A 13,585-nucleotide genomic window follows, 5' to 3' on the forward strand; every position below is an offset into this window, starting at 1 on the left:
CCGGTCAAGCCTACGGCGCGGAGTTGGGCGTCACGGCGCGCGCATTGGTCTCAGAGGCAAGAAACCGGCAGTCTAGGCACGTGAGCACCTCGACCGACGACGACGCGCGCCCGAGCGAGCCCGCGGCCCCGCCGGCTGTGCCGATGGTGGAGGTCGTCGAAGACCTGCTGGCGAGCCTCCAGTCGGCGCGTCTGGCGCTCGACACCCCTGACGCCGACGAGGCGCGCGCCCGCCGCCACCGCGTGTCCCTGCAGGTCAGCAACCACCTGCTGCCGCGGCTGCGCGAGGTCTCCGCGCCGGCGATCGTGGTGCTCGGCGGCTCCACCGGTGCGGGCAAGTCCACGCTGGTGAACTCGATCGTCAGCGCGGATGTCTCGCCCGCCGGGGTGCTGCGTCCCACCACCCGCGAGCCGGTGCTGGTCGTCCACCCCAAGGATGCCGAGCTCCTCGACGGCCACCCCGTCCTTGGGATCGCCACCCGCATCACCCACGAGGGCACCAAGCGTGGCCTTGCGCTCATCGACGCCCCCGATCTCGACTCGGTGCACGCCGCGAACCGCGAGCTCGCCGACCAGCTGGTCGAGATGGCCGACATGTGGGTCTTCGTGACCACCGGCTCCCGCTACGGAGATGCGCTGCCGTGGCAGCGCCTGCGGGACGCCGTCGATCGCGGGATCTCGATCGCCGTCGTCCTCAACAGGGTTGACAGGGCCGGCCTCAATGAGGTCCGCAACGACCTGTTCGCCCGCCTGCAGGAGCAGGGGCTGACCTCCGTGCCGTTCTTCGTGATCCCCGACGTCGGCCCGATCGAGGGACCGCTGCCCGCCAGCAAGGTGCAGCCGCTCGCCGGCTTCCTCGGGGTGCTCGGCGCCGGGGCGCAGTCACGTAGCGTCATCGCCCGCACGGTGCGCGGTGCGTGGCCCGCGTTGCGTGAGGACGTCCAGCTCCTCGCCGCCAACCTCGACTCCCAGCGCCGCACCACGCTCTCGCTGCAGGGCGCCGTGCAGGCCGCCACCCGCGCCGCTGCCGCCCGCGCGCGCGCCGATGTGCAGACCGGCTCCGCCGCGACCGGCGCTCCCACCACGGCCTGGCTGGCCGGCGCCAGCTCGGGTGGCTCGCTGTCCTCGCTCGTCGCACCGCCGAAGGGTTGGATCCAGAAGCGCCGGTACCGGCGCTCCTCGACCGGCCGCGCCGATGCGCTGCAGCGCCTGCGCGAGATCAGCCTCACCGAGCTCCGCACCGTGCTCACGGACGCGTGCGCCTCCGCCGAGCGCGCCATCCGCGCCGTCCTGGCGGAGACCGCTGCGGGTCGCCAGCTCGCCGACGCCGTGCCGGGCACGGCTAGCGACGAGGCCCGGACCGAGCGCCTCGACCTGCTGTTCCGTGAGTGGGACTCGGTCGCCGGCGAGCGGACGGTCGACCTCACCTCCTCGGAGCCGCTGTCGGGCGTCGAGCTCGGCCACCTGGTGGAGGTGGCCGCCGTCGGCGTCGACGGCGCAGCCCGCTCGGTCCAGCGCCTCGCCGGGGACGGCGGTGCGACCGCCGTGGCTGCGCTGCGCGACGACCTCGCCGACTGGGCAGCGGCCGCGGTGGCCGCCGAGGCCGACGAGTTCACCGCGGCACTGGACCAGATGGACATCGACCCCGCCGACGCCGCCACCCGGCTGCGGCTGCGGGCCAGCGAGCTGCGGGAGTACGCGTGAGCCACGAGGTAGGCCCGGAGCTCCGGGCGCGGGTCGAGCAGATCCGCGAGGCGCTGGATCGCGGTGCTGACCGGTTCGAGCCGGCCGTGGCCGACCGCGCCCGCGCAGATCTCGACCGTGTCCTGGAACGACTCGACCTGGGCGTCGACCACTCGGTGGTCGCGCTCGTCGGTGGTACCGGGTCGGGCAAGTCCTCGACCTTCAACGCGCTCACCACCCTGCAGTTCGCGGACGTCGGTGTCATCCGGCCCACCACCTCGCAGGCCACCGCCTGCGTGTGGGGTCCGCAGGCCGAGAAGCTCCTCGACTTCCTGCAGGTCGCGAAGGAGCGCCGCATCCTGCGCGAGTCCGCGCTGACCGGCAGCGACGAGGCCGACCTGCACGGGCTCGTGCTGCTCGACCTCCCCGACCACGACTCCGTCGCCACCGGGCACGCCGAGCTCGTCAACCGGCTGCTGCCGCTGATCGACCTCCTGATCTGGGTGGTCGACCCTCAGAAGTACGCCGACAACGCCCTCCACGAGGGTTACCTGCGCGAGCTGCAGGACAGGCACGAGGCGATGCTCGTCGTCGTCAACCAGGTCGACACCCTCACCGACGCCGGCAAGGAGGCGGTGCGGGTGGACGTCGGAAGGCTGCTCGCCGAGGACGGCATCGGCGACGTCCCCGTCATGCTCGCCTCAGCACGCACCGGTGACGGGATCGCCGCCGTGCGCGACCACCTCCGCAGCGTGCTTCGTACCGAGTCGATCGCCGCCCGCACCGCCCGCGACGAGATCGCCGCGATCGCCCGCCGCATCGGCGAAGGCCTGGGGGAGAGCGAGCCCGCCATCCCCGCCCCGACCGAGACCGCCGATTCGCTGGCCGAGGCCGCAGGCGTCCCTGCGGTCGCCCAGGCGATCGAGACCGCCGTCGTGAGCCCGACGCCGGTCGTGCTCAGCTCGGTGCAGCGACCCGCGCGCTCGCGGATCGACGCGATCCGGGAGTCGTGGCTCGCCACGACGACCGCGGGACTGCCCGCGCGCTGGCGTGCGGCGGTCGTGAGCTCGGTCGCCTCGGCGGGGGACTTCTTCGAGCACGCTAGCGCTGCCCTCGAAGGCGTGCCGCAGCCCTCCTCACGGGACCAGTCCGCCGCCCGGCAGCGGCTGCTGGGTCTGATCGCACTGATCGTGGGCATCGTCGCCGTGGTCGTGGGGGCGATCCTGCTGACGCAGAGCACCGGGCTCGGCATCGGTGTGGCGGCGGGCGGCGTCCTGGTGACGATCGTCGGCCTGGTGCTCGTGCTCGCGGCGCGGTCGCGGCGCCGCCGCACCGCAGCCGAGCGGGCCGAGCGCTACCGGCGTGATGTGACCGACGCCGTCGCACGAGTCGTCAAGAACGACCTTGACGAGCCGGCGACGGCGATCCTTGCCGACCACCAGTCCGTGCGGTCGAGCGTCTCCGGCAGCTGAGCGCTGTCCACAGGTGCAGCGTGATGCACCGTCATCCACAGCACCCCTGGCTCACCTGAGCGCGCCGAGGCGCAACCCCGCCAGCCTGGGCGCTCCGGCACCGCGCCGGGCGGCCGGGCACACCGGCCGGTCAGCACTGAGGAGTGAACATGAGCGAGACCGAGGTGACCGTGCGCGGCCACTTGGGACACAACCCCGAGCTGCAGAAGTCGGCGGCGGGCAAGTCGTGGCTGCGGCTGCGGGTCGCCACCAACCGGCGGCTCCGCACGGCTGAGGGCTGGGCCAACGGCCCGACCTCCTGGTACGAGGTCAGGGTCTTCGGTGCGTTCGCGCAGAACGTCGCGGAGAGCCTGCGCAAGGGCGACCGGGTCGTCGTGCAGGGCCCGCTGGACATCGACGAGTACGTCGACGACAAAGGCTTGCCCCATCGCACCGCGATCATCCGCGCCAACGCCCTGGGACCGGACCTGTCCGGGGCCACCGCGCGGGTGGCCAAGGTGTACCGCAACGAGGCGGGCGAGATCGTGCAGCCACCCGCGCCGGAACCACCGGTCGATGTGAGCGGCATGCACGAGGTGGACGAGAGCTTCCCCGACGAGGAGGAGTTGGAGGACTTCGAGGACGGCGACGAGGTCGAGAGCGAGGAGATCGCCGAGGGCGCGCTCGCCACGGTGTGATCCGGCGCTCTCCCAGGCCCGGTCCCGGTGGCTCGTGGGCCGCCGGGACCGGTGCGGCGCCGTAGGGTAGGAGGCTGGTATCCCCGCCCACGAGAAACTTGGGAGAGCTGTGGCCGAGTACATCTACTCGATGGTCCGTGCGCGCAAGGCGCACGGCGACAAGGTGATCCTTGACGACGTCACGATGTCGTTCCTGCCGGGCGCGAAGATCGGCATGGTCGGTCCCAACGGCGCCGGCAAGTCGACGATCCTGAAGATCATGGCCGGGCTCGAGCAGCCCTCGAACGGTGAGGCGCGTCTGTCGCCCGGGTTCTCGGTCGGCATCCTGCTGCAGGAGCCGCCGCTCGACGAGACCAAGACCGTGCTCGGCAACGTCGAGGACGGCGTGCGCGGCATCAAGGACAAGGTCGACCGCTTCAACGCTATCGGCGAGGAGATGGCGAACCCTGACGCCGACTACGACGCGCTGCTGGAGGAGATGGGCAAGCTCCAGGCCGACATCGACGCCGCTGACGCGTGGGACCTCGAGTCCCAGCTCGAGCAGGCCATGGACGCGCTGCGCTGCCCGCCCGGCGATGAGCCCGTCACCAACCTCTCCGGTGGCGAGCGCCGCCGCGTGGCGCTGTGCAAGCTGCTGCTGGAGAAGCCCGACCTGCTGCTCCTCGACGAGCCCACCAACCACCTCGACGCCGAGAGCGTGCTCTGGCTCGAGCAGCACCTGTCGAAGTACGCCGGCGCCGTCATCGCGGTCACGCACGACCGGTACTTCCTCGATCACGTGGCCGGCTGGATCGCCGAGGTCGACCGGGGTCGCCTGTACCCGTACGAGGGCAACTACTCGACCTACCTGGAGAAGAAGCAGGAACGCCTCCAGATCCAGGGGCGCAAGGACGCCAAGCTCGCCAAGCGCCTCAAGGACGAGCTCGAGTGGGTCCGGTCCAACGCCAAGGGCCGGCAGACCAAGTCGAAGGCTCGTCTGGCCCGCTACGAGGAGATGGCCGCGGAGGCGGACCGCACCCGCAAGCTCGACTTCGAGGAGATCCAGATCCCGCCGGGCCCGAGGCTGGGCTCGCAGGTGATCGACGCCACCGACCTGCGCAAGGGCTTCGGCGACCGGCTCCTCATCGACAACCTCTCGTTCACGCTGCCGCGCAACGGCATCGTCGGCGTCATCGGCCCCAACGGTGTCGGCAAGACCACCTTGTTCAAGACGATCGTGGGGCTGGAGCCGCTCGACGGCGGCGACCTCAAGATCGGGGAGACCGTCAAGATCTCCTACGTCGACCAGGGCCGCGAGAACATCGACCCGAAGAAGACCCTCTGGGAGGTCGTCTCGGACGGCCTGGACTTCATCCAGGTCGGCAACGTCGAGATCCCCTCGCGGGCCTACGTCTCGCAGTTCGGGTTCAAGGGGCCGGATCAGCAGAAGCCGGCAGGCGTGCTCTCCGGTGGTGAGCGCAACCGCCTCAACCTCGCCCTCACGCTCAAGCAGGGTGGCAACCTGCTGCTCCTGGACGAGCCGACCAACGACCTCGACGTCGAGACCCTCGGGTCGCTGGAGAACGCGCTGCTGGAGTTCCCGGGCTGTGCCGTGGTCGTCTCGCACGACCGGTGGTTCCTCGACCGCGTCGCGACCCACATCCTCGCCTACGAGGGCACCGAGGAGAACCCCGCGAGCTGGTACTGGTTCGAGGGCAACTTCGCCTCGTACGAGGAGAACAAGGTGGAGCGCCTCGGCGCCGATGCGGCCCGCCCGCACCGGGTCACCTACCGCAAGCTGACCAGGGACTGACGAGAACGAAGCCACGCTCGACTGCACGCGCTTCTGCGGTCCTCGTCGAGGGACGCAGCGACGAGCGTGCGGTGCTGGCCGCCGCTGCCTTGCTCGGCCACGACCTGGCCGCCGCCGGTGTGGGAGTGATCCCGATCGGCGGCGCCATGGCGATCCGGCGTGCCGTGGCCGAGCACGGCCTCGGCGGCGCGGGGCTCCGGCTGGCCGGCCTCATCGACATCGGCGAGGTGAGGCATGTCTGCCGCGCGCTGTTCGGCGGTGCCGATGTCGAGCCCTACCCCGGTGCGTTGGCTAGCGCCGGCTTCTTCGTGTGCGACCGAGACCTCGAGGACGAGCTGATCAGGGCACTCGGGATCGAGGGAGTCGAGGCGGTGCTGACCGAGCATGGAGATCTCGACCGGTTCCGCAAGTTCCAGCATCAGCCGGCACACCGGCACGAGCCCGTCACCGATCAGCTCCATCGATTCCTGGGCACGACGGCGGGGCGCAAGATCTCCTACGGCACGCACCTCGTCGAGGCTCTTGCCCCGGAGACGCTGCCCGCCCCGCTTCGCTCCGTGCTCGAGCACGTGCTCTGACGCTCCGACACCGCCCCCGGCCGGAAGGCACCCGCTGACAGGATGTGACCCATGCCCGACGCCGAGCCCGAGTTCGAGATCGAGTTCCGCTGGAAGGAGCAGGTCTACTACTGGGAGGGGAGCCGAGGGCTGTATCTCGACGGCGGCTGGGGAGTCAGCCCGGTCCTGACCTACGTGCCCCCCGCCGAGAGCTGGGACCAGGTCGCGCCCGACTGGGCCAAGGGTCGTCGCGATGAGATCGTGCGCAGGCTGACCGAGCACCCGAACCACCGGGTCGTCGAGGGCGCGTACATGGAGAACCTCGGTGTGACGCGCTGATGACTCGGCTGCTGCCGGCCGCCGTGCCCTACTCCGCGTCGAGGCGGGCGATCTCCTCGGCGCTGAGCTCGAGGTCAGCGGCTGCTGCGGAGTCGGTGATCGACGTCGGACGCTTGGCACCGGGGATCGGGATCACCACGGGCGCCTGCGCCAGCTCCCACGCCAGCGCGACCTGCTGCGGGCTGACACCGCGCTCGGTCGCCACCTCGGCGAACGCGGGATGCTTGTCCGCGAGGTCCTTGGCGCTCCCGAGCCCACCGAGGGGGCTCCAGGGCAGGAACGCGAGGCCGAGCTCGGCGCAGACCTCGATCTCCGGCTGGCTGCTGCGGAACGCGGGAGAGAACTGGTTCTGCACGCTGACGAGCTGATCTCCCAGCACGGCGTGCGCGGCGCGGATCTGCTCGGGGTTCACGTTCGACAGACCGATCGCGCGGACCTTGCCGGAGTCCGCGATCTCGCGGAGGATCCCGATGGTCTCGTTGTAGTCGCGGGTGTCGTCCGGGCGGTGGTGCTGCCACAGCCAGATCGTCTCGACGCCCAGGCGCTGGAGGCTGGCGTCGACAGCCTCGCGCAGGTGCTCGGGCGAGCTGTCGCGCGACCAGCCGCCGCCGTCGGTGCGGACGCAGCCGCCCTTGGTGGCGAGCTTGACCTGGTCCCGTACGCCGAGCTCGTCGAGCAACGAGGCGATCAGCTTCTCGTTCTCGCCCTGGCAGGCGGCACCGAGGAGCTCACCGGGGCCGTAGGCGTCTGCGGTGTCGAACAGCGTGACGCCGGCGTCGAGGGCTGCCCTGACCGTCTGCGCGAGCTGCTCGCGCGGCTGCGGGCCGGTCTGATCGAAGGTCATCAGGCCGAGCCCGATCGCTCCGACCTCGTCGATACCGACTGCTGCGTTTCCGATCGTTCGTGTGCGCATACATCCGACCTTATGGGTTCGCGTCCACTCCCGAGCCCGCTCGGCGACCTCGCTCACCCCACGAGATCGCACCACGTGCACGAGATCGCACCGTTCCTGGTGCGATCTCGTGCAAGAAGTGCGGTCTCGTGCCTGGCGGACACCGATGGGCGCGATAGCGTCAACCACCAGGGGCAGGCCGGTGCACGACACGCAAGGAGCGATATGGGCAGGGTGAGGATTCCGATCCAGGTCCGCTGGTCGGACATCGACGGGTACGGGCACGTCAACAACGCCGCGATGCTCACGCTCCTGGAGGAGGCACGCATCGCGACCTTCTGGAACGCTGACCTGCCCGACGGCGCTGCGAGCCCCACCCAGACCCTCTCGGGCGGCCCCACAGCCGACAGCTTCACGCTGGTGGCGCGGCAGGAGATCGAGTACCTCGCGCCGCTGCCGTTCAGCCAGCGCCCGATCGGCGTGGACCTCTGGGTCGCGCGCGTCGGGGGCGCGAGCCTCGAGGTCAACTACGAGGTCCGCAGCTCCGACGACGTGCTCTGCGCGATCGCCGCGACCTCGATCGTCATGGTCGACGCCGCCAGCGGTCGTCCCCGCAAGCTGCGCCCCGAGGAGCGGCAGGCTCTCGACCCGCTGCTCGAGGCCCCGCTCGAGTTCCGCAGGCGATGACCGTCCTCGTCACCGGCGGCACCGGCACGCTGGGTCGACCGACCGTGGCAGCCTTGAGGGCCCAGCGCCACGAGGTCGCGGTGCTGAGCCGTAAGCCGGGAGCTGGCCACCGGGTCGCGAACCTCAGCTCTGCCGACGGCGTCGACGAGGCGCTCGACGGCGTGCGGACCGTGGTGCACTGCGCCACCACCCGCTTCCGTGACATCGGGCAGACCGAGGTGCTCATCGACGCCGCCGAGCGGGCGGGCGTCGAGCACCTGGTGTTCGTCTCGATCGTCGGCGTCGATGACGTCCCGTACTTCTACTACCGCGACAAGGTCGCCAGCGAGCAGGAGCTGATCGCCTCGGACCTGCCGCTGACGATCCTGCGCGCCACGCAGTTCCACGACTTCGTCGCGGGCTTCCTCGCACCGCAGCGCCGGCTGCCGCTGCTGCTGGTCCCCGAGCTGCCGGTGCAGCCGATCGCGGTCGAGGACGTCGCCGACCGGCTGGCGGAGATCGTCGCCGGTCCGCCGCTCGGTCGCGCGGAGGACATCGGCGGTCCTCAGGTCCTCACCGTGCTCGAGGCGGCCCGGGTGTGGCAGCGCGCCCACGGTACCCAGCGCCGCATGCTGCCGGTGCCGATCCCCGGTGGCATGGGTGCCGCGTTCCGCGCCGGCCGCCACACCACCGGGCTGCCCGGCTACGGCCGCCGCACCTTCGCGGAGTACGCCGCCGATCACGCGGCCGCGGCACACTAGCCCGGTGACCACCGATGTGACCGACCTTGAGCTCCGCCGCGCCGTCCACGGCGTCCTCCTCGCCGCCTTCGACGGGACCGATGTGCCCGACTGGGTCCGCGAGGCCGAAGGGCTCGGCGGTGTCTGCCTGTTCGCGCAGAACACGCCCGACCCGGCCACCGCGGCACGCCTCGTGACCGAGCTTCGCGCCGCGCACCCGCACCTGGTCGTCACCATCGACGAGGAGGGTGGCGACGTCACCCGCCTCGAGGCGGCAGGCGGCTCCAGCCTTCCCGGCGCCTCGGCGCTCGGTGTGCTCGACGACGACGCCACCACCCGGTCGCTCGGCCGCGCCCTGGGTGGTCTGCTGGCCGCGTGTGACATCGACGTCGCGCTCTCGCCGGTCCTGGACGTCGCCTCCAACGCCGAGAACGTCATGCTCGCCGCCCGCGCGATCGCTGCTGACCCGCAGGTCGTGGCCCGCCAGGGTGTCGCCCTCGTCGAGGGGCTGCAGCAGGCCGGGGTGGCCGCCTGCGCGAAGCACGCCCCCGGGCACGGCGACACGGCGGTCGACTCCCACCTCGGGGTGCCGACGCTCGATGTCGACCGCGCGACGCTCGAGGACCGCGAGCTCGTGCCGTTCCGCGCCGCGATCGCCGCCGGGGTCGACGCGATCATGCTCGCCCACCTGATCGTGCCAGCGCTCACCGAGGGCCTCACCTCGCTGGATGCCGCCGTGCCCACGCTGCTGCGCGAGGCCGGCTTCGAGGGCGCGCTGATCACCGACGCCCTCGACATGGGAGCCGTGCTCGAGCGCACCGGCGATGACATCGGCGAGGCCGCGGTGCTCGCCTTGCTGGCCGGCGCCGACCTGCTCTGCCTCGGCTCGCCGGTGCACATCGACGAGGCCACCTTCCGCCACGTCGTCGCCGGCGTCGAGGCCGCCGTGCGCTCCGGGCGGCTCCCGCTCGACCGGCTCGGTGAGGCCGGCAGGCGAGCCGCTGCGCTGCGCCGCCCCCGAACCGAGGCTCCCAGCATCGACGCGGCGCTCGCGGACCTCGTGCGCATCGGGCAGGATGCCACCCGCCGTGCCACCGGCCGGCGTGGCGACCTCACGCTCACACCGGGCGACGGCCTGCTCGACCTCCGCTTCCGTGCGGCCTATGCCGCCAGCAGCACGCACGGCATCGCCCCGGCGCTGCTGATCGAACGGCTGGGGCTGGTCGAGGGGGAGCCCGAGGGGCGTCGCGTCGCGGTCCTCACCAAGGATGCGACGCCGGAGGTGGCAGCGCTGCTGAGCAGGCGACCGGACGCCGTCGTGATCCACGTCGGTTACCCGGGAGCCGCTCCCGATGCGCCGAACCTCGTGACCGTCAACAGCGGTGGGCGTGCGAGCCTCCTCGAGGCCGTGCGGCTGTGCTCTCCCGACGGCGAGGGGCAGGGCTGGCAGGAGCTGATCGGGCTGCGTGCGCCGACCGAGGAGCGCAACCCGCGCACGACGGAGCTGGACACACTGGGCTCGGCCGAGCTCATGGCCGTCGTGCTCGCTGAGGACGCGACCGTCGCCGGGTCGGTCGCTGCAGCCGCCGAGCCGCTCGCCCGGCTCGTGGACGCGGGCGTGCACGCGCTCGCCCACGGCGGGCGCGTCCACTACGTCGGAGCGGGCACCTCCGGGCGGCTCGGTGCGCTCGATGCGGCCGAGCTGCTCCCCACCTACGGCGTGGGCGAGGAGGGTTTCGCCGCTCACCTCGCCGGTGGCCCCGGTGCGATGCTGCGCGCCGTCGAGGGCGCCGAGGACGACGACGAGGCCGGGGCCGCCGCCGTCTCCGGCGTGGGTCCGCACGACCTGGTCATCGGCGTGGCCGCGAGCGGTCGCACGCCGTACGTCCGGGGTGCGCTCGCGGCGGCGCGCGCGGCCGGTGCCGCCACCGGGCTGATCTCGACCAACCCGCACGCCACGCTCGCGGAGGTGGTCGATGTCGCGGTGCTCATCGACTCCGGCCCCGAGGTCGTCACCGGGTCCACCCGCATGAAGGCCGGGACCGCCACGAAGATGGCGATCAACGCGTTCTCGACCGCGGTCATGGTGCGGCTCGGCAAGACCTACGGCAACCTGATGATCGACGTCGCCCCCACCAACGACAAGCTCCGTGCCCGGTGCGTGCGCATGCTGATGCAGGGCACCGGCGCCACCGCCGAGGATGCCGCCGCCGCGCTCGCCGAGGCGGGCGACATCCGCACCGCGCTGGTCATGCTCGGCGCCGACGCACCCCTCGAGGCGGCACGTGCGGCGCTCGCCGCCAACCCGCCCGATCCCGCCCGCGCGGGCGACCCGGGCGGGGTGCGGTCCGCGATCGCGCGAGCCGCGGGACGTTGACCGGCTAGAGGTACATCCCGGGAGCGCGCTCCTCGGCCTTCACCGCGGCGCCAGCAGCACATGGGGACGGTTCGGTATGACGAACCCAGCGGCGGCGTACGGCGTGGGAGGGCTCCACCCACCGATGGTCCGTTTCCCGTCGGGACCTTCGGCCCTGGCCTTCGAACACTCCCGGCGTAGCGTCGAGGTGACGGAACGGATCAGGAGATCCCCATGAAGAACCTCGTCATTCTCGGCGCCGGAACGGCCGGGACGATGATCGCCAACAAGCTGCGGCACCGGCTCGACCGTGGCGGCTGGTCGATCACGATCGTGGACCGCGACGACGAGCACCACTACCAGCCGGGCTACCTGTTCGTCCCGTTCGGGAGGTACTCCCACGAGCAGGTCGTCCGGTCTCGGCACACCTTCCTCCCCGACGGGGTGGACTTCATGACGGCAACCGTCGACCGGGTCGATGCCGAGGCCAACGTCGTCCTCCTCGAGGACGGCCGACGCCTCGGCTACGACCAGCTCGTGATCGCGACCGGCACGACGCCGCGCCCCGGCCAGACGCCGGGGGTCCTCGACGGTGAGTGGCGCCGCAGCATCTTTGACTTCTACACCCTCGAAGGGGCCGAGGCCCTCGCCCGGGCGCTGCAGGAGCTGGACAGCGGTCGGCTCGTCGTGCACATCACCGAGATGCCGATCAAGTGCCCGGTGGCGCCGCTGGAGTTCACGTTCCTCGCGGACGACTGGCTGCGCAAGCGCGGGATCCGCGACCGGGTGGAGCTGGTCTATGTGACCCCGTTGGACGGCGCTTTCACCAAGCCGGTGGCCTCGGCCCGCCTCGGAGGCATGCTCGACGAACGCAAGGTGCTGGTCGAGACCGACTTCATGATCGAGCGGGTCGACCCCGAGCGAAAGATGCTCGTCTCCTACGACGAGCGCGAGATCCCGTTCGACCTGCTGGTCACGATCCCGCTGAACATGGGCGCGGACTTCGTCGCCCGATCAGGGCTCGGCGACGAGCTCAACTACGTCCCGGTCGACCAGCGCACCCTGCTGTCGAAGAAGTACGACAACGTCTTCGCCGTCGGCGACGCCAGCGACATCCCAGCCTCCAAGGCCGGCTCGGTGGCCCACTTCTCGGTCGAGATCTTCGTCGACAACTTCCTCGAGCACATCGCCGGGCTGCCGATGTCCGGCGCCTTCGACGGGCACGCCAACTGCTTCGTGGAGTCCGGCGACGGCAAGGCGCTGCTGATCGACTTCAACTACGACACCGAGCCGCTACCGGGCAAGTACCCCCTGCCGCTCGTGGGACCGATGGACCTGCTCAGGGAGACGCGCACCAACCACCTCGGCAAGCTCGCGTTCCGCTGGATCTACTGGAACGTCCTGCTCCCGGGCCGCCCCGTGCCCTTGCCGGCCTTGATGTCGATGACCGGCAAGCAGATGCCTCCAACGGAGATCACCCATACCCACCAGACCACCCGCACCGATCAGAGGGAGATGTAGCAGATGCCCGTCACGACCATCGCTGACCACGACATCCATGTCGACGCCGAAGGCTTCATGACCGAGTACGACGAGTGGAACCAGCAGCTGGGGGCCGCGCTCGCCGCCCAGATCGGGATCGAGATGACCCCCGAGCACTGGAAGGTGGTCGACTTCCTGCGCACCGACTACAAGGACCAGGGCGAGACGGCCACGCTGCGGCGGGTTTCCACCGTGGGCGGGTTGCCCACCAAGCAGCTGTTCGTGCTGTTCCCCAAGAAGCCCGCCAAGAAGATGGCATACGTCGCCGGGCTGCCCAAGCCACGCGGCTGTGTGTGAGCCGGAGGAGACCTGAGATGACCACCATCGAGAGCGCGCCGCTCGTCCCGTCGTTCGATGCGGAGGAGACCGACCGCAAGCTCGCGATCATCTGCTCCAAGGGCAACCTGGACATGGCCTACCCCGGCCTGATCCTGGCCAACGCGGCGCTCGGCGAGGGAGTGGAGACGCATCTGTTCTTCACCTTCTGGGGTTTCGACATGATCAACAAGAAGACGATGGGCGACCTGAAGTTCACGATGCTCGGCAACACCGCGACGCACATGCCGCAGGGCCTCGGCGGCCTGCCCGGTATGACCTCGATGGCGACCAGGCAGATGAAGAAGGCCATCGCCGATCTCGACGTCCCCGAGGTGCCGGAGTTCCTCCAGCAGATCGCCGACTCCGGCGGCCACCTGTGGGCGTGCCGCATGTCCGCGGACATGCAGCACCTCGAGAAGGAGGACCTCTACGACGAGGTCGAGGACATCATCAGCGCCTCGGACTTCATCGAGAAGACCGAGGGCGCGCAGATGCTGTTCATCTGACCGGCATTCATCCGGGCAGGAGCCGCGCTTCCTGCACTCCCTCGGG

Annotated in this window: 13 protein-coding genes; 12 read left to right on the forward strand and 1 reads right to left on the reverse strand. The window is 71.0% G+C overall.

From position 1 onward, the window contains the following. The first annotated feature begins 80 nt into the window (after positions 1 to 80). The 6 genes from GPA03_RS13665 to GPA03_RS13690 all read left to right on the forward strand — a co-directional run bounded on the left by GPA03_RS13665 (position 81) and on the right by GPA03_RS13690 (position 6,519). A complete protein-coding gene (locus GPA03_RS13665; RefSeq protein ID WP_156252537.1) occupies positions 81 to 1,703 on the forward strand; it encodes a GTPase domain-containing protein in 1,623 nt (540 codons plus the stop codon). Then, entirely contained in the window at positions 1,700 to 3,154 is a 1,455-nt protein-coding gene (locus tag GPA03_RS13670) for a GTP-binding protein (protein WP_162458370.1), read from the forward strand. The genes GPA03_RS13665 and GPA03_RS13670 overlap by 4 nt, the downstream gene beginning before the upstream one ends. 149 nt (positions 3,155 to 3,303) lie before the next feature. Beyond that, entirely contained in the window at positions 3,304 to 3,831 is a 528-nt protein-coding gene (locus tag GPA03_RS13675; RefSeq protein WP_156252539.1) for a single-stranded DNA-binding protein, read from the forward strand. 109 nt (positions 3,832 to 3,940) lie between these two features. After that, the gene (gene ettA / locus GPA03_RS13680) at positions 3,941 to 5,623 is read left to right on the forward strand and encodes an energy-dependent translational throttle protein EttA (RefSeq protein ID WP_156252540.1); all 1,683 of its coding nucleotides are present in this window, start codon (positions 3,941 to 3,943) and stop codon (positions 5,621 to 5,623) included. After that, the gene (locus GPA03_RS13685; protein ID WP_156252639.1) at positions 5,620 to 6,201 is read left to right on the forward strand and encodes a TOPRIM nucleotidyl transferase/hydrolase domain-containing protein; all 582 of its coding nucleotides are present in this window, start codon (positions 5,620 to 5,622) and stop codon (positions 6,199 to 6,201) included. The genes ettA and GPA03_RS13685 overlap by 4 nt, the downstream gene beginning before the upstream one ends. Before the next feature lie 51 nt (positions 6,202 to 6,252). Next, the gene (locus GPA03_RS13690; RefSeq protein WP_156252541.1) at positions 6,253 to 6,519 is read left to right on the forward strand and encodes a hypothetical protein; all 267 of its coding nucleotides are present in this window, start codon (positions 6,253 to 6,255) and stop codon (positions 6,517 to 6,519) included. A gap of 28 nt (positions 6,520 to 6,547) precedes the next feature. On the opposite strand, the gene GPA03_RS13695 is transcribed toward GPA03_RS13690, so the two are convergent. Continuing rightward, positions 6,548 to 7,432, reverse strand: coding sequence for an aldo/keto reductase (locus GPA03_RS13695; RefSeq protein ID WP_156252542.1), 885 nt, complete (start codon positions 7,430 to 7,432; stop codon positions 6,548 to 6,550). A 204-nt stretch (positions 7,433 to 7,636) separates the two neighbouring features. On the opposite strand from GPA03_RS13695, the gene GPA03_RS13700 reads away from it, so the two are divergent. From GPA03_RS13700 to GPA03_RS13725, 6 genes are all read left to right on the forward strand, one after another. Further along, entirely contained in the window at positions 7,637 to 8,098 is a 462-nt protein-coding gene (locus tag GPA03_RS13700) for an acyl-CoA thioesterase (RefSeq protein ID WP_156252543.1), read from the forward strand. After that, positions 8,095 to 8,838 (forward strand): SDR family oxidoreductase, encoded by a 744-nt coding sequence (locus GPA03_RS13705; RefSeq protein ID WP_156252544.1) that lies wholly within the window; start codon positions 8,095 to 8,097, stop codon positions 8,836 to 8,838. The genes GPA03_RS13700 and GPA03_RS13705 overlap by 4 nt, the downstream gene beginning before the upstream one ends. Positions 8,839 to 8,842: 4 nt before the next feature. Next, complete coding sequence (locus GPA03_RS23110; protein ID WP_162458371.1) at positions 8,843 to 11,194, forward strand: N-acetylmuramic acid 6-phosphate etherase; 2,352 nt, start codon at positions 8,843 to 8,845, stop codon at positions 11,192 to 11,194. Between the two features lie 213 nt (positions 11,195 to 11,407). After that, the gene (gene sqr / locus GPA03_RS13715) at positions 11,408 to 12,694 is read left to right on the forward strand and encodes a type III sulfide quinone reductase, selenoprotein subtype (RefSeq protein ID WP_156252546.1); all 1,287 of its coding nucleotides are present in this window, start codon (positions 11,408 to 11,410) and stop codon (positions 12,692 to 12,694) included. A gap of 3 nt (positions 12,695 to 12,697) precedes the next feature. Beyond that, positions 12,698 to 13,012, forward strand: coding sequence for a TusE/DsrC/DsvC family sulfur relay protein (locus tag GPA03_RS13720; RefSeq protein ID WP_156252547.1), 315 nt, complete (start codon positions 12,698 to 12,700; stop codon positions 13,010 to 13,012). A 17-nt stretch (positions 13,013 to 13,029) separates the two neighbouring features. Further along, the gene (locus tag GPA03_RS13725; RefSeq protein ID WP_156252548.1) at positions 13,030 to 13,539 is read left to right on the forward strand and encodes a DsrE/DsrF/DrsH-like family protein; all 510 of its coding nucleotides are present in this window, start codon (positions 13,030 to 13,032) and stop codon (positions 13,537 to 13,539) included. Positions 13,540 to 13,585: the final 46 nt, after the last annotated feature.

The organism is Pseudactinotalea terrae, from assembly GCF_009733845.1.
GTDB lineage: Bacteria > Actinomycetota > Actinomycetes > Actinomycetales > Beutenbergiaceae > Pseudactinotalea > Pseudactinotalea terrae.